Source organism: Flavobacterium aquiphilum (genome assembly GCF_027111335.1).
Taxonomy (GTDB): domain Bacteria; phylum Bacteroidota; class Bacteroidia; order Flavobacteriales; family Flavobacteriaceae; genus Flavobacterium; species Flavobacterium aquiphilum.
In genome coordinates this window covers 1,810,062-1,835,230 of the sequence record NZ_CP114288.1, presented here as the reverse complement: position 1 = coordinate 1,835,230, position 25,169 = coordinate 1,810,062, and the positions used below count along the sequence as shown (strand labels likewise).

Here is a 25,169-nt window from a genome sequence, read left to right as displayed (position 1 = left end):
TTTTATAGCACTAAATTATGAAATTGTTTTTGGATAACCATTTTATTGCCAAAATTAAAAACTATTCCCTGCTAATAGTTGTCTCAGTAATTCTTAATTCCTGCGCTACGCATAAAGCGCAGTACGGAAAAGATGTGAGCGCCAACAAGACATACAGTTCATCTGATACCCTAGGGATTTCACATACTTTCTATTTAATTGGAGATGCCGGAAATGCCGATGAAGAACAGGCACAACAAACATTAGAATTACTACACCAAAAACTTAAAAAATCAAGCAAAAAAGCCACTTTGCTGTTTTTGGGCGACAATATCTATCCAAAAGGCTTTCCTAGCAATAAAAATGCTTCTGAGGTTGCATTGGCAGAAAAAAAACTAACGAACCAATTAAAATTAGCAGAAGGATTTAAAGGAAAAACAATTGTGATTCCGGGGAATCATGATTGGTACAACGGCATCAAAGGTTTAGAACGCCAAGCCGATTTCGTAACCAAACATTTGAATGATAAAAAAGCATTTCTGCCTAGAAAAGCCTGCCCAATTGAAGATGTAGCTATTAATAAAACAACAACCTTAATAACCATTGACAGTGAATGGTTTTTGGAAGATTGGAACAATCATCCCACAATCAATGACAATTGTGACATCAAAACAAGAGAGGATTTTTTTAATGAACTGGAAAGCATTTTAAATAAAAATCAAGAAAAAACAGTAATTCTTGCCGTTCATCACCCGTTAATGAGCAACGGTTCACACGGTGGGCAATTTTCATGGGAAAAGCAACTCTATCCCTTAGAAAATAAAATTCCGCTGCCTGTAATTGGTTCGATTATCAATTTAGTCAGAAAAACATCGGGTGCAAGTTCGCAGGATATTCAAAACAAACAATACACGATTTACGCAAAACGAGTTAAGACACTTCTTCAAAAGCATAAAAATGTAATCGTTGTTTCTGGACATGACCATAATTTACAATACATCAACAACGAGAACATCAACCAAATCATTAGTGGAGCCGGCTCAAAATCTGAAACTGCGCGAGCAATTAATCCCAATGATTTTTCATACGGAGGAAATGGTTACACAACACTGACATTATACAAAAACGGTGATGCAAAAGTCGCTTTCTTTGGAAATGAAAACAATCAGGAAAAAAAACTGTTTGAACATGACATTATAAAAACAAAGGAATTTAATTGGTCTTCTTCAATTGCAAATAACTTTCCATCAACTATTACGACTTCCATTTATTCTCCCGAGATGACCCGCAAAAGTATTGTCCATAATTTTTTATTTGGGAAACATTATAGAAAATACTACAGTGTACCGATTGAAGTAAAAACTGCCACTTTGGATACTTTGATGGGCGGTCTGAAACCCATTCGCGAAGGCGGAGGACATCAATCTTCTTCATTACGAATGTCAGATTCAAAAGGGAGAGAATACGTACTGCGTGCCATGAAAAAAAATGCCACTCAATTTTTGCAGTCGGTTGCTTTTAAGGATCAATATATTGTAAATGATTTTGAGAAAACATATACAGAGAATTTTCTGTTGGATTTTTACACAACATCCCATCCTTATGCTCCTTTCGTGACTGCGAGCATGTGCGACCAATTGGGCATTTCACATACCAATCCGGTTTTGTATTATATTCCGAAACAAGAGGGTTTGAAAGAGTTCAATTCAAATTTTGGAAACGAATTGTATATGGTTGAAGAGCGCCCAAGTGATAATCATTTGGATGCAAAAAATTTCGGAAACCCAACAGATATCATAAGTACAGACGATATGCTGAAAAATCTTCATAAAGATGAGAAATACTCGGTCGATGAGAAAGAATATATAAAAGCGCGTTTATTTGACATTTTGATTGGCGATTGGGACAGACACAGCGATCAATGGCGTTGGGGTGAATATAAGGTAGGAGACAAAATTGTTTACAAACCCATTCCACGAGACCGCGACCAAGCTTTTTCTAAATACGACGGAACTTTATTATCGCTCTTAATGAACATTCCTGCACTTCGCCATATGCGAACTTTTGACAGTAAAATAGACAATGTTAAATGGTTGGAAAGAGAGCCGTACCCATTAGATTTAGCTTTGCTAAGAACTACAGAAGAAAAAGATTGGATTGCGGAAGCCCAATTTATTCAGGAAAATTTATCCGACGAAGATATTGACAATGCTTTTAAAAACATGCCGAAAGAAGTTCAAGACGAAACCATTGAAGACATCAAAAAGAAATTAAAAAGCAGAAAAAAAGATCTTCAAAAATATGCTTCAGAATATTTTGATGCGCTAAGCCACACTGTAATAATTGTTGGAACGGATAAAAAAGATAAATTCATTATCAGTCATAATGCTAAAAAAAGCATCGAAATAAAGGTTTTAAGAATCAAAAAAGAAGGTGATGATTTAGTTTATACCAAAAACGTAAGCGATGCCAAAACGAAAAATTTATGGATTTATGGCTTGGATGACAATGATACTTTTGAAGTAATTGGAAACCAAAAATCAAATATAAAAATCAGGTTGATTGGCGGGCAAAACAATGATACTTACAACATTGAGAACGGAAAAAAAGTTATAGTTTACGATTTTAAATCAAAAGAAAATACATATAAATTAGATTCTAAAACCCAAACTCAACTTACCGATGACTATGACGTCAATTTATATAATTATCAAAAACCTAAGTATAATGTTGTTTCCGGATTTCCAAGTATTGGCTATAATCCGGATGATGGCGTCAAAGTAGGCTTTAATTTAAATTATACAGTCAATAATTTCAAACAGAATCCTTATACACAAAAGCATATTTTAAACAGTTCCTATTATTTTGCGACTAGTGGTTTGGAATTCAATTATGAAGCGCATTTTCCCGGATTATTGGGGAAATGGGTTATCGACGTGGAATCACAATATACGACGCCTAACTTTGCGATGAATTATTTTGGATACGGAAATGAAACTCAAAATCATGATGATGAATTTGGAATGGATTACAACCGGGTTCGTATTCAAAAATTCAATGTTTCCGGGGCAATCAGACATGTTGGACGCTATGGAGGTGAATTTAGTTTTCAGCCGATGTTACAACAAATGGAAGTCGAAGAAACCGAAGGCCGATTCATAAATACTCCGGGAATTATAAACCCAAGCGTTTTTGACCGTCAGGTTTTTGGCGGAGCAAAAGTGAAATACCTTTTCAAAAATGCAGATTTTGCTTCGAAACCAACTCTTGGAATGACTTTTATGGCTTCTGCATCATGGCTGACTAATTTGGATGATTCCAAACAAAATTTCCCAACCGTTGAAAGTTATTTACTTTTCACCCATAAAATTGACCACAACGGAAAATTAGTTTTGGCAACACTTTTTAAAGGAAAAGCTGTTTTAAATAATAACTACGAATTTTATCAGGGCGCTAGTTTAGGCGGTGATTTGGACTTGCGCGGCTATAGAAACGAACGCTTTTTAGGAAATTCCTATTACTCACAAAGCAGTGATTTACGGTTTAGTCTTGGAAAAATTCGTCATACCATTGCCCCACTGACTTATGGAATTCTAGCCGGTTTTGATTATGGAAGAGTCTGGCTTCAGGGAGAAGATTCTAAAAAATGGCATCAAGATTATGGTGGCGGATTATGGCTAAATACAATTAATCTCATAACTGCCCGTATCTCTTATTTCCAATCTCCTGACGAAGCAGGACGAGTTATTTTTGGAGCGGCGTATAGTTTTTAATCCAAGTTTCTAAGCTACTAAGACTCTGAGATTCTAAGTCCTTTTCTTAGCAACTTAGTATCTTAGAGACTTAGTAACTCATTTAAGACGAAACTCATAAACCTTTCCTCCTACTTTATTCGTTTTTTCGTCAGCGATAAGTAATGTGCTATTGTCTTTGAAAACGATGGCTTCTTTTTGCGTAAAATGGTTTAGACTTACTTCTGTTTGTTTTCCTTTATGAAATAAATCTCCTTTAAAATCTTTAAACACAACAATTTTATCGTGACTCAAAAGCACTACTTTCTTCTCATCCGGGCTGATAGTTGCGCTTGTCAAAACACAATGATTGTAATTGTCACAGGTTTTAAAAGTTCCTATTTTGACTGCTTTCTGTGTTCCCCTCGCATTTTTAACTTTGTAAATAAAAGCAGTTCCGTCAAAACCTTTGCTTCGATTTTTAGTGAATAGGTAAAAATAACCTCCCTGCTCAAAAAAGCCTTCGACATCATAAAATAGTTCTTTTTTCTTTGGAGGAAATTCGGTTTGTTCAGGGTAGGAAAAGGAAATTTTATATTCGGCTACAGCCAAATCTTTATTCAATTGATTTTTGGCAACTTTATAAATACACAAATCTTTGCGTTCGTTATCATTATTTCCAAAATCACCAATATAAATATTCCCGGCTTTATCTTTGGTAATATCTTCCCAATCAACATTTTCAGCATTTGAAATTGTTATTGTTTTAGCCAGTTTCCCTTCGGAATTAATCGCATAAATTGCATTTTTATTACCACTGTCTTCCAATGTATAAATTATATTTGCCTCCGGAAAATAGGTTATTCCTGAAACTTCCTTTAATTTCTTCGGAAGCGGATAAAGCGTTTTTAAATTAGTATTGGATTGCTCCTGACATGCTAACAAAGCAATAGAAACTGCAACTAAAAATAACTTTTTCATATCGATTATTTTTTTTAAAAACATGAATATAAAGCAATTTAAGCTTTTTAATTTTCATAAACCTATTCAACTGACAAGTTCAAAAAGCTCAAAGCTAAAATTCGTTTACAATATTTCTTTTATATAAAACACAATTATCATCTACTTAGATGGTTGTATATTTTTTTAAACAATAAACACTATAGATTTTGTCAAAAATAACATTATTGTAAGATTTACACTTCTTACTAAAAAAAAGCGTGTATTTCATCGGGTTTATTTGAATAATAAGTGTATTTATTATACGTTTGTTAAAAATTATAATCCACACACTATGAGCTTTTTAGAATTCATGTCAAAATTTGTTGACAAAAAAACTGCCTGCTCCATTTTTGGACACAAAATAGTGACTGTCAGAAACGTAACAGGACATTTTAAAGAATATAAATGTACTAACTGTCAGGTAGAATTAACTAATGATTTACAAGACAGAAAAACATTTCTGACTCCCCAGTTAAAAGAAATAAATGAAACTTTATTGAATTATAATAGAAAGAAATTTTCTTCTATATAATACCATTTTTACTAAAATCCCGGTCTAAATAAATTGGTAGCGTTGAAATTTCGTGTAACAAATTCAAAAGCAGCGCTCAATACATTCCCCATCGATTTTGCATTTTTAAAATTTATATCGTTTGTATAACGATACAATTCTACTTTCAGCTGACTCAAATTCTCATCTGTAGAAATATTGTCATTACCCATAATTTTCATCAAAATCTTGATTCTATTTTCGGCAGTATTGATTCGTTTTGCCAATGCTGACCGTTCTTCATTTTTGTATTGTTCTATAGACCGCTCCTGAAGTTTATTCTTTATATTCAGAATCATCGGATAATTTTCCTTGAAAAACTGTGGTCTGTACACTTTGAAATTTCCTTCATAACATTGCTGGTCAAAATCTATTGGTCTTATTTTATAGACTACCTGATCAAAATCGTGAATTGGAATGACTACATAGTTGTACGAACGCATATCACCCAACAAACGAATCATACACCGTTCGTTAAACTTAACAAATTCTTTGGCTATTTGCGCTTTTTCGGTTTCGGAACATTTATGCAATAAAGTTTGCATGAAAACATCTCCTGGAATTCCAGTAATATGCTCTTCTATTAAAGTATCTTTAAATACCAAGAAGCTGATTTTGTAAGGCGAAAGAAGGTGTTCCAATTCTAAACCGTAAACCCTTGATGCATCAGCTTTTTTGATATAAAAATAAGTATAGTTGTCGTTCAGAATGTTTCTTACTTTGATTCGGAACGGCTTTGAATTTCCAAAAGTACAATAGTCAATTGCATCGACATTGAGGTATTGCAGGATATCGGTCTTTCCGTCTGAATACAATAAAGAATAAACTTTTTTAAGATTAAAATCTATTTCTTCCCTTTCAAATTCATTATAATATACCCTAACCCACAAGGTATCCTGATCGTTTTTGTCAAAAACACTAATCGCTCCCGAAAACCGCAAAAGATCTTCATAAACTACAGGCTCTTTCGACACTAGATCAAACCTTTCCAAATAATTCATCAAGGAATTATTTATGGGATAACACGGCTTTTTAAAAAACATTAACTGCTCTTCGCTCATTTCAGATAGATTTGCCACAAATTTAAGCTAATACGGTTGTTTATTCAAGTTGTTTTACTTTTAAAATCAATAAATAAATTTGATTTTTATCAATCAAACCATTTTTTGTTTCTTAGCTACAAACTGATTAAAAGAAAATATTTCAGTACCAAAGTAACAAAAGTAAAATTGCCTCGTCCAATACGAAAAACACTTAGTAATTTGGAAACAATTCTTTCAATACATAACCTCAACAAACGTTATGGCAGTCTTCAGGCCTTAAAAAATGTTTCTCTGGAAATACAAAAAGGCAATGTTTATGGTATTCTTGGCCCGAATGGAAGCGGAAAATCGACTACTCTGGGAATTGTCCTGAATGTTGTAAATAAAACTTCAGGCGAATACAGTTGGTTTGGCGGTAGCGAGCAAACACACGAAGCCCTCAAAAAAGTGGGAGCTATTATTGAAAGACCCAATTTTTACCCTTATATGAGTGCCGAGGAAAACCTGAAATTGGTTTGCAAAATAAAAAACATCAACTACTCAAAAATTTCAGAGAAATTAGAATTGGTTGGTCTTGAGGATCGAAAAAAAAGCAGGTTCAGCACTTTTTCTTTGGGAATGAAGCAACGTTTAGCGATTGCCTCTGCCCTATTAAACGACCCTGAAATATTGATTCTGGACGAACCAACCAATGGATTAGATCCACAGGGAATTCACCAAATAAGGGACATCATCAAAAAAATTGCATCCAAAGGGACTACCATTTTATTGGCTTCCCATTTATTGGACGAAGTCGAGAAGGTATGTTCCCATGTTTTAGTTTTGAGAAAAGGAGAAGTTCTTTATTCGGGTTCTGTTGATGGAATTTCAGCCAATGAAGGTTTCTTTGAATTACAGGCAGAGGATACTGAGAACCTTATTCGTGTTTTACATACTCATCCAGCAATTGACAAAATAACCAATGCTGGAGGAAAAATTTTGGTTTACTTAAAATCGGAATTAGAATCAAAAGATTTGAATTATTTTCTGTTTTCCAACAATATCTGTTTGAGTCATTTGGTAAAAAGAAAAAACAGCCTGGAAGAACAATTTCTGGAATTAACTAAGGGCAAATGACAATGGTAAATTCAATATCAATGGCAATGTCAAATCCAAAATCTAAATTCTGAAATCTAAAATTAAAAACATGAAACGTTTACTCTCTATAGAATTACAAAAAATATGGCTGAACAAAGCCAGTCGTATTCTTACTTTGACTTACTTTATATTGCTTTCTTTCATAGCGCTAATCGCTTCAATTAAATTTAACATTGGAAATATCCATTTTCAGGTTGCAGAAATGGGGATTTTTAATTTTCCTTATATCTGGCATTTTAACACATATATTGCGGCTATTTTTAAGCTTTTTTTAGCAATTGTAATTGTTTCTATGATGGCTAATGAATATAGTTATGGAACTTTAAAACAAAACCTTATTGACGGATTGAGCAAAGAAGAATTTATTCTCTCCAAATTCATTACCATTATTTTTTTCTCACTATGCTCAGCAGTTTTTGTATTTGTTCTAACTTTAATTTTGGGTTATAGTTTTTCATCCTATACTGAAATTGGTATCGTTTTTTCGGATTTGGAATACATTCTGGCATTTTTCGTAAAACTGGTTGGATTTTTCTCTTTCTGCCTGCTCTTAGGAATCTTGGTTAAACGCTCTGCATTTGCTTTAGGATTTTTATTGATTTGGAATATTATTGAAGGCATTGCTAAAGCATTTTTGAACTTCCGTCTTTTCCCTGAAGGCAAAACAGCAGGTTACATCACCCAATTTTTCCCGTTGGAATCAATGGCAAATTTAATATTGGAACCCTTTTCGAGATTGTCGATTGTTAAATCGATTGGAACACAAATGGGAGTTGAAAATCTTAAAGATTATAGCGTCCATTTTTCGAGTATTTTTATCGTTTTATGCTGGACAATGGTATTTTTATTCCTTTCATTTAAAATATTAAAAAACAGAGATTTGTAGTATATTTGTATGCTATGAACGGTATAAAAAATCTTTTATTTTTAATACTTTGCACTTTCTCTACTGCTGCAAGCGCTCAGTATATTACAGTAGATGACACCCAAACTGCTCAACAACTCGTTGAAAATGTTTTGGTTAAAAGTACTTGTGCGACTGTTTCCAATTTCAGTGCTACAGGAGATAATTTTACCGCCGGTCAAAAAAGTTTTGCCTATTTCAATGCAGGTACCAGTAATTTCCCGCTTAAAGAAGGTGTTATATTATCTACTTCGGCCAGCAAAGCATCTATAGGGCCTTATACAAACGGACAAGGTGGCGGAAGTACTTCTTGGAAAGGAGATCCTGATTTGGATCAAACTTTAGGAATTACCAGTATCAACGCTACGGTACTCGAATTTGATTTTGTACCACTAACAACAGCCATCAGTTTCAATTATATTTTTGCGTCAAACGAATATCAGCTTTATTTTCCATGCCAATTCTCTGACGCTTTTGCTTTTTTGATTAAAGAAAAAGGAACCGCGACTTATCAAAATATAGCCGTAATACCAGGAACAACAACTCCGGTTTCTTCCAAAAACATACACCCTATTATTCCTGATGTCGTTGTCTCTGGAACGCCACATACAGGTTGCCCTGCCGTAAATGAAACTTATTTTGGAGGTTATAATCCTGCTGCAAGCCCCGTAAATTATAGTGGACAAACTGTAAAATTAAATGCTCGCGCCGATGTAGTCATTGGTAAAACGTACCATATCAAATTGGTTATTGCTGACGATAAATTTGAGTATTATGATTCGGCTATTTTTTTAGAAGCGGGAAGTTTTACTGCAAATATTGATTTAGGTGCAGACCGTACTTCGGCAACCAATAATCCTTTGTGCTATGGAGATACTTTTACAATTGACTCCAAACTCCCTGCAACTTATGCTTACGAATGGTACAAAGACGGTTCAGCAACTCCTATACCCGGCGAAACAAAACCTAGCCTGACCGTTAACAGTCCTGGTACTTATAAAGTAAAAGTTACTTTGTTACCAGCTACTTGCACCGCCGAAGATGAAATAAAAATAGAATATGCTCCTCAAATTGTTTTAAACAATACAACCTTATACCAATGTGATGACAATAGTGATGGCATTTCAGTATTTAATTTGACCAAAGCCGATAACATTATTAAAAATAACGATCCAAAATTGACAAAATTGGCTTATTACAAATCGTTGACTGATGCACAAAATCAAACAAATCCTATCGGGAATACAACCGCTTATACCAATTCAGTGCCCAACGAAATACTTACTGCCCGAGTGAGTAATGCTTTTGACTGTACCAATTATGCACAATTGACATTAGCCATTTCCAACAAACCTATTTCTCCGCAAAATCCAATTCAAAGCTGTGATACAGATGCAACTCAGGACGGAATAACACAATTTGATTTGAATGCCAAAGTTACTCCTCAAGTCCTTAATGGATTACCAGCCGGATTAACCGTTGAATATTATCAAAATCAAACCGATGCCATTGCGCAAAAGAACCAATTACCTAATCTTTTTACCAATACAGTTCCAAATCAGCAAATCATTTATGCACGAATTGTAAATGGCCCTGATTGCTATAAAATCACTCCGGAAACACTTGTTGTAAACACTTTTAATCCAGCTGATTTTCAAGACGAAACAACTTTTATTTGTGAGGGTTCTACTAAAACTCTATCTGTAAATACCGGATTTACAAGTTATCTATGGAGTAACGGTTCTACAACCAACACGACAACTATTAACGCTCCGGGAGAATATACCGTTACTGTGACAAATTCTGGCGGATGCCAAAAAACAAAAAAATTCATTGTAAAACCTTCCGGAATAGCAACTATTACTAATGTAACCGTATCTGATTTTTCAGGAAATGATAATTCTGTTTTAATTTCATACTCTGGTACCGGGGTTTATGAATTCTCATTAGATGGAAATTCATACCAAGACAGCCCAGAATTCAAAGGTATCAGTCCGGAAATATACTGGGCAACCGTAAGAGACAAAAATGGCTGTGGAATTTCGGCTCCTTATAAAATCTACGTTCTCGATTATCCTCGGTTTTTCACTCCAAACAATGACGGATTTAACGACACTTGGAAAATTAAAAATCTGGATGCTTTGCCAAAATCGACTATAACAATTTTTGACCGCTACGGAAAATTACTAAAACAGCTCAATGAATCCAACAATGGATGGAATGGCACATATTCAGGAAGAGAATTGCCTTCAGATGATTATTGGTTTGCTATAAGTTTTGTAGATGGTAAAATAATAAAAGGCCATTTTTCTTTAAAAAGATAAATACTTTTTCAAATAAATCATCACCACATAAATCTAATTTCAAAAAGGATAAATTGTTAACCAGACTCGATTCTGAAATGTTGGGAAGAAAAACATCACATCTTTAAAAAAAATTAAAATAAAAATTATTTTTTTGGTAAATAGATAACCAAAATTGTTCAATAAAACTTATTTTTGGTTTGGCTATCCCATTCATTATATAGCTATTAACCAAACTTATGAAAAAAAAATTACGCTTCCTGATATTACTATTTTTCACCGCAAATTGTTTCGCCCAATTTAGTAAAACTCATTATATTCCGCCTATAATTTCAGCCAATGGATTAGCAAGCGATCAATACTTATACATCTCGACTCCCAGTCTTACAAATGTGAATTTTAAAATAATTGCAAATGGTGGAAGTGTAGTAAACGGAACCGTAAATAGTAGTACCCCCTACCGATATGATATTGGAACAGGCACCAACACTCAATTATTTACCCCAATAACCAGTACCGGAATTGTGACCAACCGTGGATACGTAATTGAAGCCGAAGACTTGATTTATGTAAGTGCCAGAGTTAATGCCGGTCTCAGTAACAATGGAACCTATAGCCATGCAGGAGGATTAGTTTCTAAAGGAAATAGTGCCCTCGGAACTATCTTTAGACTTGGCGCAATGCTAAATCCCCTTTACGATACAACCTTATTGAATTTTGCTTCTATAATGGCTACAGAAAATGGAACCAATGTCACCATTTCAAATATTCCAAACGGAACTATCCTTTTAAACGGAACTACTGTTTCTGGACCTATATCTATCACTTTAAATAAAAATGAAAGTTATGTATTGGCTTTGCAAAACAATAATTATGGAGGCACTCCATCCAATAGTTCTAAAATGATTGGGGCACTGGTTGCTACAGACAAACCTGTTGTGGTTAACTCTGGTTCCTTCGGCGGAAGCAACAGTACACTAGTTGGCAGCAATGGAGCGCCAACGGGAAGAGATGTTGGTTTTGACCAAATTGTTCCATTGGAAAAAACAGGAAAAGAATATGTATTCGTAAAAGGACTTGGAACAGATGAATTAGAACGTGTTTTATTAATTGCTCATTATGATAATACTCAAATCTTTCTTAATGGCAGTACAATCTCGTATAAAACACTCAATAAAGGTGAATATGTAGCAATTGACGGAAGCCAATTCATAAACGGAAATATGTATGTTACTACTTCTGAAAGTGTCTTTGCTTATCAAAGCATTGGAGGTTCTAATGTCCCTGCTAATCAAAATTTGTTTTTTGTTCCTCCTATAAATTGTTCTACACCAAATGCAGTTGACAATATTCCGCTAATACAATCCATTGGTAATAATAGTTTTAGTGGATATTTAAATATTGTTACTGAAACAGGAGCGTCCGTTTTAGTAAATAACAGCCCTATAACTACTCTACCTGTTCCAATACAAGGAACCACATCATTTGTACGTTATACCATCCCTGGATTATCTGGAAATATAGCAGTAAAATCGAGTAAACAAGTATATGTTTCTTATTTTGGAACCAATGGGGCAGCAACCTATGGAGGCTATTATTCCGGTTTTGATTTAAAACCTGAAATTGTCGGCAGTAAAATAGCCTTAAGTAATTCGGCCTGTATCCCAAACGTATCTTTAAAAATAAATACTTTGTCCTCCTATGACACTTTCCAGTGGTACAAAAACGATGTTTTGATTCCCAATGAAACAAATAATAACTACAAACCTACTCAACCCGGTTTTTATCAAGTAAAAGGCAGTATCTCAGGCTGTGTAAGCGATGTTTTCTCAGATAAAATTCCGGTAAGCGAGTGTGCAACGAACAACGACAATGATTTGGCCAATGATAATATCGATATCGATTATGACAATGACGGACTAACCAATTGCACCGAATCTTATGGAAACCAAGACTTAAACATTTCTAACCCAACTTCAGGAACAGTAGCAACCGGAATTTATTCCAATACTTTCACAGGAACCTTAACCAATTCTACGCCTGCTGCTGCAATCCCTTTTACCGGAAAAACAGACGGTAGTTTTGTTACCGAAGTTTTGGCTGGAAAAGGTTTTTCGGTAAGTTATAATTTGAATTTTGTGAAACCAATAAATCTAAGTTTAGAATATGTTTCTACGGCAAACTCAACTGACTTATTGAATTCCGATTCTGAATACATAATCAATTCAGACATTGATAAAACAGTCACTGTCTTAAACCCTGACAATCAATTATTGATTGACACCAATTATGATGGAATCTATGAAAGCGGAGTTACTCAATTCTCTTCTTTCGAAATTCGTTTCCGATTGAACGGAAATATTCCTTTACCTGCGGGGACAGGAACTTTTAAATTCCAATCGTATCAAACACAATCTTTCAAAATCACACATAAAAATCTTTTGGATACCGCCGGAAACAAATCAACATTCAAACTTATTGCGACTTGTATCCCTAAAGATACCGATGGTGACGGAATCCCTGATCAATTAGATTTGGATTCAGACAACGATGGTATTCCTGATTTGGTAGAAGTACAGGCAAAACCAAAAGCATTATCCAATACGGATGCTAATTCTGATGGATTGGACGATATGTTTGCTACTTTAACAACACCAATCGACACCGACAATGACGGAATTCCCGATTATCTTGATTTAGACAGTGACAATGACGGAATTTATGATTTAGTCGAATCTGGAAGCAATGCTCCTGATGCAAACAAAAACGGAATCATAGATGGTATTAGCTTTGGAAACAATGGACTATTCGATGCTTTAGAAACTAATCCTGACAGCGGTATTTTAAAATACACTATTCAAGATTCTGATAGTGATGGAATAAAAAACCACACAGAAATAGACAGTGATAATGACGGTTGTAATGACGTTATCGAAGCCGGTTTTTCCGATCCTGATTTTGACGGCAAATTAGGAAACAAACCGCTTACGGTAAGCGCTAATGGTATAGTAACCAGCGGAACGAATGGCTACACTGCTCCTAACCTCAATTACTTAACTGCAACACCAATTATTATAACCAAACAACCCGAAAACCAAACTATTTGTGAGTTACAAAAAGCAATTTTCAGTATCGAGTCCAATGCTGATAGTTTTCAATGGCAACTTTCCACTGATGGAGGTAATACATGGAATTCATTGGCTGATGGTGCTATTTATACCGGAACCAAAACCGCAAATTTGATCCTTCAAAAAGGAATTCTTGCAATGAATGGTTACCAATATCGAGTTCTTTTAAACAGATACAATAATGCCTGTGGATTAACCTCTGCCAATTCCGCAAAATTAACCCTCAATACTTTACCTGTTTTAAATTCTCCCATTACAATTGTGCAATGTGATGATGATACTGACGGGATTTCGAATTTTAATGTGACAGAAAAAAACAGTTTTATCTCAAGCAATTTTGCTAATGAAACTTTTACGTATTATACTACATCGGCGGGAGCAAATGCAAAAGATGCTACGACACTTATTACAAATCCCCTTATTTATACAAGCAATAGTAAAAGTATTTGGGTAAGAGTCGAAAATTCGAACGGATGTTTTTCGGTATCACAATTAAATTTAGTGGTTTCTACAACTCAAATCAATTCTAATTTTAAAAGAACATTTACGGTTTGTGATGATTTTATAGATGCGGCCAATGACGACAAAGACGGCATAACTGCCTTTAATTTCAGCAGTGTAACAACTGATATTCAAGCCATGCTTCCCACTCCGACGTCAAACTATTCTATAAAATATTATGCTAATGAGGCTGATGCATTGGCAGAGACTAATCCAATTACAAATCCTGCCAATTACAGAAACACAACTCTAAATCAACAACAAATTTGGGTACGTGTTGATAGCAATCTTGATAATGCTTGCTTTGGATTAGGAGCTTATATAACATTAATCGTTAATCCCAAACCAGATATTGACATCAACAGCAATCTAAGCGCAAACAAATTAATCTGTTCTAATTTACCTACCTTTTTTGTCAAACTCGATGCAGGAATTATAGGCAATATACCTGCCAGCACCTACAATTATGTTTGGTCAAAAGACGGAAGTATAATCCCAGGCGAAACTAGTGAAACTTTAGACGTTAATGAAGAAGGAAAATTTACTGTGGAAGTTTCTAATAAATCCGATAATAGCTGTAGCAGAACCCGAACTATTACTGTAACAGCTTCGGATATTGCACACCTCGACTCCGTTTCTATTTCCGATTTATCTGTATCCAATACTGTCGAAGCGAATGCATCCGGACTTGGAGATTACGAATACAGTATTGATGCTCCAAATGGTCCCTACCAAGATTCAAATTTCTTTGAAAATGTTCGAGCTGGCATACACGATCTCTACGTCCATGACAAAAACGGCTGCGGAACAATTTCAAAAACTATTGCAGTGTTGGGAATTCCAAAATTTTTCACTCCTAATAATGATGGATACAATGATTATTGGAACCTCAAAGGCGCAGATGAAACTTTCAATTCTGGGGCTAAAATCTTTATTTACGATCGATACGGCAAAGTAATCAAGCAAATCACAGCCTCAAGCAATGGCTGGGACGGTACCTATATAGGTAATCCAATGCCTGCCGACGATTATTGGTACACCATAAAACTGGAAGACGGTCGTGAAGCCAAAGGACATTTTTCTTTGACTCGTTAAAATTATTATTTGGGCGTGACCACAATAAAAAAAAGGGACTATTTTAGATTATCTTGAGTCGCCCCTTTTTTTATTGTGGTCGGGCTGTCCGCGTTACAAGGTAACTTGCTTCCATCCCTCACGCAGTTCACAATAATCAAAAACAATTGCTTTCAGGTGTGATATTTGTCCTTTTTGAAAAACAATTTATAACTAAAACAATTATGTTAAAGCATTTCATCCCAATACTATCATTTATTTCCTGCATAGGATTTGCCCAAAATTCAAATCTTACTGTTACCGTTTCAGACATAAAAAACAACTCAGGAACAGTAATCGCCGAACTGTACAATTCCAAAGGAAGTTATCTCAAAAAAGCCTTCAAAATAGCTTCGTCAGAAATTAAATCCAATTCGGCTACTCTTACTTTTACCGGAATTCCAAAAGGAGAATACACTGTTAAGGTCTATCATGACGAAAATAAAAACGGAAAACTCGATAAGTATATCATCGGAATGCCAAAAGAGCCAGTTGCTTGCTCTAATAACGCAAAAGGTTTTATGGGGCCTCCAAAATACGATGACGCAAAATTCACTGTTTCCTCTGATTTAAAAATGAACATAAAAATGAATCCTGCGCATTAGTAAAAAGAGACAATGCTTCCCTTTAGCCCCGATTGAAGTGAAAATCCTTTTTATTTTTTCTTTAAAAATAAAAAGATTGCAACGAAAAGCGGGACCAATGCCTCCAAAAAATGCCTTATGTTTCTGCTCCAAAAAAAAAATCCCAAACTCTTATCGAATTTGGGATTCTTACTATTTATTTTAAAACTCAAATTAGAATTTGAATCTTTTTCTGTCTGTTTCAGATAAATATATTTTTCTCAAACGAAGTGATTTTGGAGTTACCTCTACGTACTCGTCTTTTTGAATATACTCTAAAGCTTCTTCCAAAGAGAATTTGATTGCAGGAATGATTCTTGCTTTATCATCAGCTCCAGAAGAACGAACGTTTGACAGTTTCTTAGTTTTAGTAACATTTACAGTCATATCATCGCTACGAGTGTTTTCACCAATTACCTGACCTTCATAAATATCCTCGTTTGGATCAACGAAGAATTTACCACGATCTTGTAATTTATCGATAGAATAAGGAATTGCTTTTCCGTTTTCCATAGAAATTAATGAACCGTTGTTACGTCCAGGAATCTCACCTTTGTATGGTTCATAACCAATGAAACGGTGTGACATAATAGCTTCACCAGCAGTTGCAGTCAACAATTGGTTACGCAAACCGATGATACCACGAGACGGAATGTTGAATTTTACAATCATACGCTCTCCTTTTCCTTCCATACTCAACATCTCACCTTTACGGATAGACACAAACTCTACAGCTCTACCTGAAAGTGTTTCTGGTAAATCGATAGTCAATTCCTCAACTGGCTCACATTTTACACCATCAATTTCTTTAATGATTACTTGTGGTTGACCAATTTGTAACTCATATCCTTCTCTTCTCATTGTTTCAATAAGAACTGACAAGTGCAATACTCCACGTCCGAAAACCATGAATTTATCGGCAGAATCAGTTTCTCCCAATCGCATTGCCAAGTTTTTCTCTAACTCTTTTGTCAATCTTTCTCTAATGTGACGAGAAGTTACAAACTTACCTTCTTTACCAAAAAACGGTGAGTCGTTGATAGTAAACAACATACTCATTGTTGGCTCATCGATAGCGATTGTTTGCAAAGCTTCCGGATTTTCAAAATCGGCAATTGTATCACCAATTTCAAAACCTTCGATACCAACAACAGCACAAATATCTCCAGCAACAACTTGCTCTACTTTTTTACGCCCAAGACCTTCAAAAGTATGTAGTTCTTTAACTCTCGATTTTAAAACTTTACCATCTCTTTTTACCAAAGAAATTGGCATTCCTTCTTTCAAAACACCTCTTTCCAAACGACCGATAGCGATACGACCTGTAAAAGAAGAGAAATCCAAAGAAGTAATCAACATTTGTGGAGTTCCTTCAGATACTTTTGGAGCTGGTACATTTTCAATAACCATATCCAATAACGGCTCGATATTTTCTGTTTTGTTTTCCCAGTGGTCTGACATCCAGTTATTCTTAGCAGAACCATAAACTGTTGGGAAATCCAACTGCCATTCTTGAGCTCCTAATTCAAACATCAAGTCAAAAACTTTTTCGTGAACTTCTTCAGGAGTACAGTTTTCTTTATCTACTTTATTGATTACAACACATGGTTTTAATCCTAAATCAATTGCTTTTTGCAATACGAAACGCGTTTGCGGCATTGGTCCTTCAAAAGCATCTACCAATAAACAAACACCGTCTGCCATATTCAATACACGTTCAACCTCTCCACCAAAATCGGCGTGGCCAGGAGTATCGATAATATTAATTTTCGTTCCTTTGTAAACTACAGAAACATTCTTAGAAGTAATGGTAATACCTCTTTCACGCTCTAAGTCATTGTTATCAAGGATTAAATCACCTGTATTTTCGTTTTCACGAAATAATTGACAGTGATACATAATTTTATCAACCAAAGTTGTTTTACCGTGATCGACGTGGGCAATAATTGCAATGTTTCTAATAGCTTCCATCTGTGATTTTTAATGGGTGCAAATGTACACTTTATTTTGACATAAAAAACCTTTGCACAATTCTTTGATATTTTACTAACATTTAAGCACTTGTTCCCAATGAAATTTCACACGCCTCTAATTAATTTAAACAGATATTTCAAATTTTAACATTTATTATTTATATTTGGTTCAATGAAAAACAAGGCCAACCAAATAACGCTAATTTACATTCTTTCTACTTTGTTTTTAGCTATTGTTAGCTATAAATTGGCTAAACATTTACCTTACTTAACCACTTTTACTTTCAATTTTGTCAAAGACCTTTTTTTTATAACTATTACAGGTCTTTTTTTCAGATACATTTTATCCAAAAACGACGAAAAAAATTCCGAAGTCAACAAAAATCTTAGACAAACCAACGATAAATTAAAAGAATCAAACGACAAATACGACATTGTTGCCAAAGCCACCAGCGACACTATTTGGGATTGGAAAATACCTGAAGACCATATTACATGGAATAAAGGAATCAAAGAAATATTCGGCTACAGCCAAAATCAGGTAGGACATAATTCCAGATGGTGGTTTGACAACATTCACCCGGAAGACAGTATAAAAATGTCTATCAAACTCTATTCTTTTTTAGAGCAAAAAACAGAAAAATGGCAAGACCAGTATCGTTTTAAATGCTCTGATGGATCATACAAATATGTTCTCGACAGAGGTTTTATAATAAAAGACGAAAACGGAAAAGCCATCCGAATGATTGGTACCATACAGGATATTACCAAACAAAAAGAAGAGGAAAACCGTTTGAAATTACTCGAAACTGTTTTTACAGAAGCTAGAGATGCAATCATTATTACAGAAGCTATCTCAAATGACAATCAAGTTCCAAAAATAGTTTTTGCTAACCCTGCTTTTAATAGAATGTCAGGTTATGAGCATTCCGAAGTTATAGGCAAATCCCTTAATTCTTTTATGGGAAAAAATTCCGATTTACACGAAATAGAGAAACTAACCGATTCCATAAAAAATAGAAAAGAATGCTTCCTGGAAATCATTCTGTACAAAAAAGATCAATCCGAATATTGGGTTAGGCTTTCGTTTATTCCTGTTTACAATGTAGAACACGATCTTTCCCACTGGATTTCCATACAAAGAGATATTACTGAAGAGAAAAAATTAGAAAAAGAAAAAGAAATACTTATCCGGGAATTAACCCAAAACAATAAGGATTTAAAACAATTTTCCTATATTACATCTCACAATTTAAGAGCTCCACTTTCAAACCTAATGGGATTACTAAACCTAATCGAAGATTTCACAATTGAAGATGAAGAATTAAAAGAAATCCTAGCAGGTTTTAAAATGTCAACCCATTTTTTAAACAACACCATCAATGACCTTGCTAAGGTAATTACGATAAAAGACAGTACTTCCATACAAAACGAAGAACTGCTGATTCGGGACGTTTTCAAAAATATTCTAAATCAACTCCAAATTCAGTTAGACGACATAAAACCTCAACTGAATATTGATTACGGAACCATCACTAAAATAAACACTAACAAAGCTTATTTCGAAAGTATCTTCATTAATCTATTAACCAATTCTCTAAAATACAGATCAAAAAACAGGGACTTGACAATTGACATCATAATAACTGAAGAAGAAAACAATACTATAAAAATTATTTTCAAAGACAATGGAATCGGGATTGATCTAGAAAGAAATAAAAATAAAATTTTTGGTCTTTACCAAAGATTCCATGATTACCCAGACAGCAAAGGCCTCGGTTTATTCTTGGTTAAATCACAAATAGAAACAATGGGAGGCAATATTGGTATACAAAGCGAAGTTGATAAAGGAACTGAATTCACACTAACTTTTAAATCATAATAAGATGTTAGAAATTATCATGTGCATTGATGACGATCCTATCACGTTAATGCTATTCAAAAAAGTAGTACAAAAAGCTTCGTTCGCAAAAGACATAATAAACGCCATTAATGGTCAACAAGCCATTAGTCTAATAAACACCATCAATAACAACCCTAACCAAGAAAAAAAACCCGAAATAATCTTTTTAGACTTAAACATGCCTATAATGGGGGGCTGGGAGTTTATTGATTTATTTAATACATCCAATTATCAAAATCTAAAGAACACAAAAATCGTCATCTTAACTTCAACAATAGATCCTGAAGACATCAAGAAATCAAAATCATATCCCAATGTTATTGAATTCCTTCCAAAACCTATTACCGTTGAAATGCTAAACGATCTAAAAGCCAAAATATAAAAACCAACATTTTTTAATCACAAAAAATAAGGCATAAAAAAAGCTCCTCAAAAAGGAGCTTCTTTATTTATGTAAATTATATTACTTACAATTTAGCAACATGTTTAGTTAACTTAGACTTCAAGTTTGAAGCTTTGTTATCATGAATAATATTTTTCTTTGCTAATTTATCAATCATAGAGATTACACTTGACAATTTAGCAGTAGCATCAGATTTATCAGTTGCAATTCTTAACGCTTTAATAGCATTACGAGTAGTTTTATGTTGGTATCTATTTAATACTCTTCTCTTTTCGTTACTTCTAATTCTTTTTAGAGCTGACTTATGATTTGCCATTTTGTTATCTTTTTATCTTAATTATTTCATTTTATGTAGTCCGTAAGGGAATCGAACCCCTGTTACCAGAATGAAATTCTGGCGTCCTAACCCCTAGACGAACGGACCATTATCCCTCTAAGTTCTGGAACATTCTAGATTGAAAAAATTTGTAGTCCGTGGGGGAATCGAACCCCCCTTACCAGGATGAAAACCTGGCGTCCTAACCGATAGACGAACGGACCAGTAATCTTTTTTGTATTCTCAGAATTTTTTCAATCTAAACACTTCTTGTAGTCCGTGGGGGAATCGAACCCCCCTTACCAGGATGAAAACCTGGCGTCCTAACCGATAGACGAACGGACCCTACTTTTGTAAAACGCCTTACTTCTGTAATGCGGATGCAAAAATACAACTATTTTTGAGAAGCACAATAGCTGATGCAAAAAAAAATTATTTTTTTTTAATATGCCTTAGCAAACAACACCCTTCCAACTGAGCTTTTCCCAGTAAACACACAGCTTCCAGCCTCTTCAACCCTATCCAAAGGAATGCATCTTATGGTTGCTTTAGTCAATTCTTTGATCTTCTCCTCAGTCTCTGCAGTACCATCCCAATGCGCTGATACAAAGCCTCCTTCTCCTTCTAAAACCGATTTAAATTCATCAAAATTATTCACTTCGGTAATATGAGTATTTCTATAATTTAATGCTTTTTCAAACAAATCTTTTTGAATTTGCTCTAATAAATCACTGATGTAAGTTACAATTCCATCCTTAGAAACCACTTCTTTTGCCAAAGTATCTCTTCTTGCCACCTCAAAAGTTCCGTTTTCCAAATCTTTTGGCCCTACCGCAATTCGAACAGGCACCCCTTTTAATTCCCATTCAGCGAATTTAAATCCTGGCTTCTGAGTGGTTCTGTTATCAAATTTAACGGAGATATTCAATTTTCTCAATGCTTTAACTAACACATCCACTTCGTTTGAAATAGCATCTAGTTGTTCGTCGCTCTTATAAATAGGAACAATTACAACTTGGATCGGAGCCAAGTTAGGCGGCAACACCAACCCCTGATCATCAGAATGCGTCATTACCAACGCTCCCATTAATCGAGTAGAAACACCCCACGAAGTCCCCCAAACATACTCTTGCTTTCCTTCTGCGTTAGCAAATTTCACATCAAAAGCCTTTGCAAAATTTTGACCTAAAAAGTGCGAAGTTCCCGCTTGCAATGCTTTTCCATCCTGCATCAACGCCTCTATACAATAAGTTTCCTCTGCTCCAGCAAAACGTTCCGTTTCTGTTTTCAGTCCTTTTATAACCGGAATAGCCATAAAATTCTCAACAAAATCAGCATACACATTCATCATTTTTTCAGATTCTTCTATTGCTTCTGCTTTCGTCGCATGCGCAGTATGTCCTTCTTGCCATAAAAACTCAGCTGTTCTCAAAAACAATCTGGTTCTCATTTCCCAACGAACCACATTCGCCCATTGGTTTATTAACAACGGTAAATCTCTGTATGATTGTACCCATCCTCTATATGTAGACCAAATAATAGCCTCACTGGTAGGACGAACAATTAATTCTTCCTCCAACTTCGCATTTGGATCCACCATTAATTTTCCGGCTTTGTCCGGATCATTTTTCAATCTATAATGAGTAACAATAGCACATTCCTTGGCAAACCCTTCAGCATTTTTCTCCTCAGCCTCAAACATACTTTTAGGAACAAACAAAGGAAAATAGGCGTTTTGATGCCCTGTCTCCTTAAACATTCTATCTAATTCCGCTTGCATTTTTTCCCATATGGCATACCCATAAGGTTTTATCACCATACAGCCTCTAACTCCTGAATTTTCAGCTAAATCGGCCTTAACAACCAATTCATTGTACCACTTTGAATAATCTTCTGCTCTTGTTGTAAGGTTCTTGCTCATTTTGAATAATTTGGCATAATATTTGTTTATATATAAATTAACTAAATAATTACGCAAAACTAACTAAATTTGTATTGTCCAACAATAAAATAATCTGCCGAAATGAAAACTAAAACATTAATTACTCGAAAAACACCTCTTTATTTCTTGATAGTTTTTTTGGGCTTGGCGGTAACCTCTTGTGGTTCTTACCAAAACAGTTCCTATTACGACAATGACGGTGTCTATAACACAAATGGAGAGAAAGTTGTTACAAAGGACAACCAACCTAATTCATCTGCAAATCAATACAAACAGTACTTTAGCTCATTGCAAAACACCAGCGGAAGTTCTGATGAAATTTTCACCGATGTTAATAATTACTCAAGCAACTACAATGTCGATAATGATTCCATTCAAGCACCATCAACAGTAACAGGTTATGCATCTTGGGGCAGTAAACCAGATAGTACAACAGTAGTTTATTACTCAGATCCATACTGGTATGCCGGATTTGGATGGGGTTATCCTTATTATGGCTACTCTTACTATGGTTGGGGATATCCATATTACGGATGGGGTTACCCTTACTATGGTTGGGGTGGTTATTACCCAGGCTGTGGATATCCAGGATATGGTTATGGTTATGCCCATGCTACACCTTATGCATATAATTACAGCAGAAGAGGTTCTTCTTACGGTGGCGGTTACAACAACTATACAAATAGAGTTACTCCTTATTCCAATAGAGCCACTTCTTACTCCAGAACTGGTACTACCGGAAGAAACAGTATCTATAATAGTGTTTACAACAGGAACAGTGTTAACGGTATAACAAGTAGAACTTCATCAACGTTTACAAACAGAAACAGTAACGCTGCATCACGAAATTACAGCACAAATCAATCCAGATCTTACTCTTCTGAGGGCCGATACTCTTCCCCTAGTAGTAACTATCAACGATCAAGCTATACACCTAGCAACAACAGCTACAGAAGCAGTGGAAGCAATATGTCTAGCGGTAGTACTACTAGAATGTCAAGCGGTGGTGGATACAGTGGCGGTGGCGGATACAGTGGCGGCGGCGGTGGCGGAGCCAGAACGTCTGGCGGAGGCCGAAGATAAAGAATATCCTAATTAAAACTAACCAACACTAAGATCAACCTAATGAAAAAGAACCTATTATTATATATAGTAGCAGGGCTGTCATTCTCTGCAGTACACTCACAAGAAATCAAAGACGCTATGCGTTATGCGCAAAGTGAATTACACGGAACCGCCCGTTTCACAGCAATGGGAGGTGCTTTTGGAGCATTGGGAGGTGATTTATCATCCATAAATGTAAACCCGGCTGGTTCGGCTGTTTTCAATAACAATCAATTCGCCGCTACCATGGGGAACTACGACACCAAAAACAACTCTAATTATTTCGGGACTACCACTTCGTCTAGCGAAAGTACTTTTGACCTAAATCAAGGAGGAGGTGTTTTTGTTTTTAAAGCTGGAAACCCAAATAATGACTGGAGAAAATTTTCCATGTCCATAAATTACGAGCAGACTAATAATTACGACAATTCATTGTTTTCAGCAGGAACCAGTCCAACTAATTCTGTCGCAAATTACTTTATCAGTTATGCTAATGGTGTCCCTTTGAGTTTACTACAAGACGGTGAATATGCTAGTCTAGACCATGGAGCTCAACAAGCCTTTTTAGGATATCAGGGATATATTATCAATCCGGTAACTGAAACAAGCAATAACACATCATATACATCAAATGTTCGTTCAGGTGGTAAATACTATCAAGAAAACGGAGTTTATTCCAATGGCCATAATGGAAAATTGATTTTTAACTCAGGTGCTCAATACAAAGATGTTCTATTTCTTGGTTTTAACCTCAACTCTCATTTTACGGATTATGTACAAAATTCAAACTTTTATGAATCCAACAACAATCCTTCAAACTCAATTTACGATATCCAGAACTTAAATTTTTCAAATACCTTACACACATACGGCACGGGTTTTTCATTCCAAGTGGGAGCTATCGCAAAATTAACCAATGAAGTTCGTGTAGGTTTGGCCTACGAATCACCAACATGGTATAATTTACGTGATGAATTATCACAAAGACTAACTTCTAACAATAGAAACGCCCACAATGTAGTTGATCCTTATGTTGTCAATTATTATGCTCCTTATGATTTGCAAACTCCTGGAAGTGTAACCGGAAGTTTTGCCTATGTTTTTGGAAAAACAGGTTTAATAAGCTTGGATTACAAATATAAGGACTACAGCAACACTGAATTTGGACCAACAAACGACTCCTATTTCAGAGGCATAAACAATGAAATGCATAATGTACTTGGCAGCAGCAATGAGGTAAGAGTTGGAGCCGAATACAAAATTGATCATTTCAGACTAAGAGGCGGATACCGTTTTGAAGGAAGCCCTTATAAAGATTCGGTTACCATAGGCGATTTGAATAGTTTTTCAGGTGGTATAGGATATAGTTTTGGGCCTGTAAAACTCGATTTTTCGTATGTAAACGTACATACCTCATCACGCGAGCAATTCTTTTCACAAGGATTTACTGAAAGAGCCTGGATTGACACTTACAAAAACAATTTCACGATGACTTTTACATTCGAAATGTAAAA

At 35.1% G+C, this 25,169-nt stretch carries 16 protein-coding genes and 3 tRNA genes; 11 read left to right on the top strand and 8 right to left on the bottom strand.

The window, feature by feature from the left end; all coding sequences use genetic code 11:
* Positions 1-17 precede the first annotated feature (17 nt).
* Positions 18-3,752, top strand: coding sequence for a metallophosphoesterase (locus tag OZP12_RS07760; RefSeq protein WP_281228467.1), 3,735 nt, complete (start codon positions 18-20; stop codon positions 3,750-3,752).
* Positions 3,753-3,830: 78 nt separating this feature from the next.
* Here the strand turns inward: OZP12_RS07760 and OZP12_RS07755 are convergent, their stop codons facing one another.
* Positions 3,831-4,691, bottom strand: coding sequence for a hypothetical protein (locus OZP12_RS07755; RefSeq protein ID WP_281228466.1), 861 nt, complete (start codon positions 4,689-4,691; stop codon positions 3,831-3,833).
* Positions 4,692-5,004: 313 nt separating this feature from the next.
* Between OZP12_RS07755 and OZP12_RS07750 the strand changes: the two genes are divergently transcribed.
* A complete protein-coding gene (locus tag OZP12_RS07750) occupies positions 5,005-5,244 on the top strand; it encodes a DUF1660 family phage protein (protein WP_281228465.1) in 240 nt (79 codons plus the stop codon).
* 11 nt (positions 5,245-5,255) lie between these two features.
* Here the strand turns inward: OZP12_RS07750 and OZP12_RS07745 are convergent, their stop codons facing one another.
* Entirely contained in the window at positions 5,256-6,323 is a 1,068-nt protein-coding gene (locus OZP12_RS07745; RefSeq protein ID WP_281229035.1) for a hypothetical protein, read from the bottom strand.
* Between the two features lie 201 nt (positions 6,324-6,524).
* Between OZP12_RS07745 and OZP12_RS07740 the strand changes: the two genes are divergently transcribed.
* The 5 genes from OZP12_RS07740 to OZP12_RS07720 all read left to right on the top strand — a co-directional run bounded on the left by OZP12_RS07740 (position 6,525) and on the right by OZP12_RS07720 (position 15,996).
* Positions 6,525-7,421 carry an ABC transporter ATP-binding protein gene (locus OZP12_RS07740; protein ID WP_281228464.1) on the top strand — a complete coding sequence of 299 codons (897 nt, stop codon included), beginning with the start codon at positions 6,525-6,527 and terminating at the stop codon, positions 7,419-7,421.
* A 70-nt stretch (positions 7,422-7,491) separates the two neighbouring features.
* Positions 7,492-8,328, top strand: a complete 837-nt coding sequence (locus OZP12_RS07735; RefSeq protein ID WP_281228463.1) for an ABC transporter permease — start codon at positions 7,492-7,494, stop codon at positions 8,326-8,328.
* 14 nt (positions 8,329-8,342) lie between these two features.
* On the top strand, positions 8,343-10,670 hold the full coding sequence (locus OZP12_RS07730; RefSeq protein ID WP_281228462.1) for a T9SS type B sorting domain-containing protein: 2,328 nt from the start codon (positions 8,343-8,345) through the stop codon (positions 10,668-10,670).
* A 218-nt stretch (positions 10,671-10,888) separates the two neighbouring features.
* Positions 10,889-15,373, top strand: a complete 4,485-nt coding sequence (locus tag OZP12_RS07725) for a T9SS type B sorting domain-containing protein (protein WP_281228461.1) — start codon at positions 10,889-10,891, stop codon at positions 15,371-15,373.
* 203 nt (positions 15,374-15,576) lie between these two features.
* On the top strand, positions 15,577-15,996 hold the full coding sequence (locus OZP12_RS07720) for a DUF2141 domain-containing protein (RefSeq protein ID WP_281228460.1): 420 nt from the start codon (positions 15,577-15,579) through the stop codon (positions 15,994-15,996).
* Between the two features lie 192 nt (positions 15,997-16,188).
* Here the strand turns inward: OZP12_RS07720 and typA are convergent, their stop codons facing one another.
* On the bottom strand, positions 16,189-17,985 hold the full coding sequence (gene typA, locus OZP12_RS07715; RefSeq protein ID WP_281228459.1) for a translational GTPase TypA: 1,797 nt from the start codon (positions 17,983-17,985) through the stop codon (positions 16,189-16,191).
* 174 nt (positions 17,986-18,159) lie between these two features.
* Between typA and OZP12_RS07710 the strand changes: the two genes are divergently transcribed.
* Positions 18,160-19,869, top strand: a complete 1,710-nt coding sequence (locus OZP12_RS07710) for a PAS domain-containing sensor histidine kinase (RefSeq protein ID WP_281228458.1) — start codon at positions 18,160-18,162, stop codon at positions 19,867-19,869.
* Positions 19,870-19,873: 4 nt separating this feature from the next.
* Complete coding sequence (locus tag OZP12_RS07705; protein WP_281228457.1) at positions 19,874-20,272, top strand: response regulator; 399 nt, start codon at positions 19,874-19,876, stop codon at positions 20,270-20,272.
* 85 nt (positions 20,273-20,357) lie between these two features.
* Here OZP12_RS07705 and rpsT read toward each other — a convergent pair whose 3' ends face one another.
* From rpsT to proS, 5 genes are all read right to left on the bottom strand, one after another.
* Positions 20,358-20,609, bottom strand: coding sequence for a 30S ribosomal protein S20 (rpsT, locus tag OZP12_RS07700; protein WP_115810838.1), 252 nt, complete (start codon positions 20,607-20,609; stop codon positions 20,358-20,360).
* Between the two features lie 36 nt (positions 20,610-20,645).
* Positions 20,646-20,717, bottom strand: a tRNA-Glu gene (locus OZP12_RS07695).
* Positions 20,718-20,761: 44 nt separating this feature from the next.
* Positions 20,762-20,833, bottom strand: a tRNA-Glu gene (locus OZP12_RS07690).
* 49 nt (positions 20,834-20,882) lie between these two features.
* Positions 20,883-20,954, bottom strand: a tRNA-Glu gene (locus tag OZP12_RS07685).
* Between the two features lie 97 nt (positions 20,955-21,051).
* Entirely contained in the window at positions 21,052-22,530 is a 1,479-nt protein-coding gene (gene proS / locus OZP12_RS07680; protein WP_281228456.1) for a proline--tRNA ligase, read from the bottom strand.
* Positions 22,531-22,632: 102 nt separating this feature from the next.
* Between proS and OZP12_RS07675 the strand changes: the two genes are divergently transcribed.
* Positions 22,633-23,634 (top strand): hypothetical protein, encoded by a 1,002-nt coding sequence (locus tag OZP12_RS07675; RefSeq protein ID WP_281228455.1) that lies wholly within the window; start codon positions 22,633-22,635, stop codon positions 23,632-23,634.
* Positions 23,635-23,676: 42 nt separating this feature from the next.
* Positions 23,677-25,167 carry an OmpP1/FadL family transporter gene (locus tag OZP12_RS07670; protein ID WP_281228454.1) on the top strand — a complete coding sequence of 497 codons (1,491 nt, stop codon included), beginning with the start codon at positions 23,677-23,679 and terminating at the stop codon, positions 25,165-25,167.
* Positions 25,168-25,169 lie beyond the last annotated feature (2 nt).

Coding starts and splice junctions, on each gene's coding strand:
- OZP12_RS07735 (WP_281228463.1), top strand. CDS start 7,492: ATGAAACGTTTACTCTCTATAGAATTACAAAAAATATGGCTGAACAAA.
- OZP12_RS07745 (WP_281229035.1), bottom strand. CDS start 6,323: ATGAGCGAAGAGCAGTTAATGTTTTTTAAAAAGCCGTGTTATCCCATA.
- OZP12_RS07675 (WP_281228455.1), top strand. CDS start 22,633: ATGAAAACTAAAACATTAATTACTCGAAAAACACCTCTTTATTTCTTG.
- rpsT (WP_115810838.1), bottom strand. CDS start 20,609: ATGGCAAATCATAAGTCAGCTCTAAAAAGAATTAGAAGTAACGAAAAG.
- OZP12_RS07705 (WP_281228457.1), top strand. CDS start 19,874: ATGTTAGAAATTATCATGTGCATTGATGACGATCCTATCACGTTAATG.
- OZP12_RS07760 (WP_281228467.1), top strand. CDS start 18: ATGAAATTGTTTTTGGATAACCATTTTATTGCCAAAATTAAAAACTAT.
- typA (WP_281228459.1), bottom strand. CDS start 17,985: ATGGAAGCTATTAGAAACATTGCAATTATTGCCCACGTCGATCACGGT.
- OZP12_RS07720 (WP_281228460.1), top strand. CDS start 15,577: ATGTTAAAGCATTTCATCCCAATACTATCATTTATTTCCTGCATAGGA.
- proS (WP_281228456.1), bottom strand. CDS start 22,530: ATGAGCAAGAACCTTACAACAAGAGCAGAAGATTATTCAAAGTGGTAC.
- OZP12_RS07750 (WP_281228465.1), top strand. CDS start 5,005: ATGAGCTTTTTAGAATTCATGTCAAAATTTGTTGACAAAAAAACTGCC.
- OZP12_RS07730 (WP_281228462.1), top strand. CDS start 8,343: ATGAACGGTATAAAAAATCTTTTATTTTTAATACTTTGCACTTTCTCT.
- OZP12_RS07755 (WP_281228466.1), bottom strand. CDS start 4,691: ATGAAAAAGTTATTTTTAGTTGCAGTTTCTATTGCTTTGTTAGCATGT.
- OZP12_RS07725 (WP_281228461.1), top strand. CDS start 10,889: ATGAAAAAAAAATTACGCTTCCTGATATTACTATTTTTCACCGCAAAT.
- OZP12_RS07670 (WP_281228454.1), top strand. CDS start 23,677: ATGAAAAAGAACCTATTATTATATATAGTAGCAGGGCTGTCATTCTCT.
- OZP12_RS07710 (WP_281228458.1), top strand. CDS start 18,160: ATGAAAAACAAGGCCAACCAAATAACGCTAATTTACATTCTTTCTACT.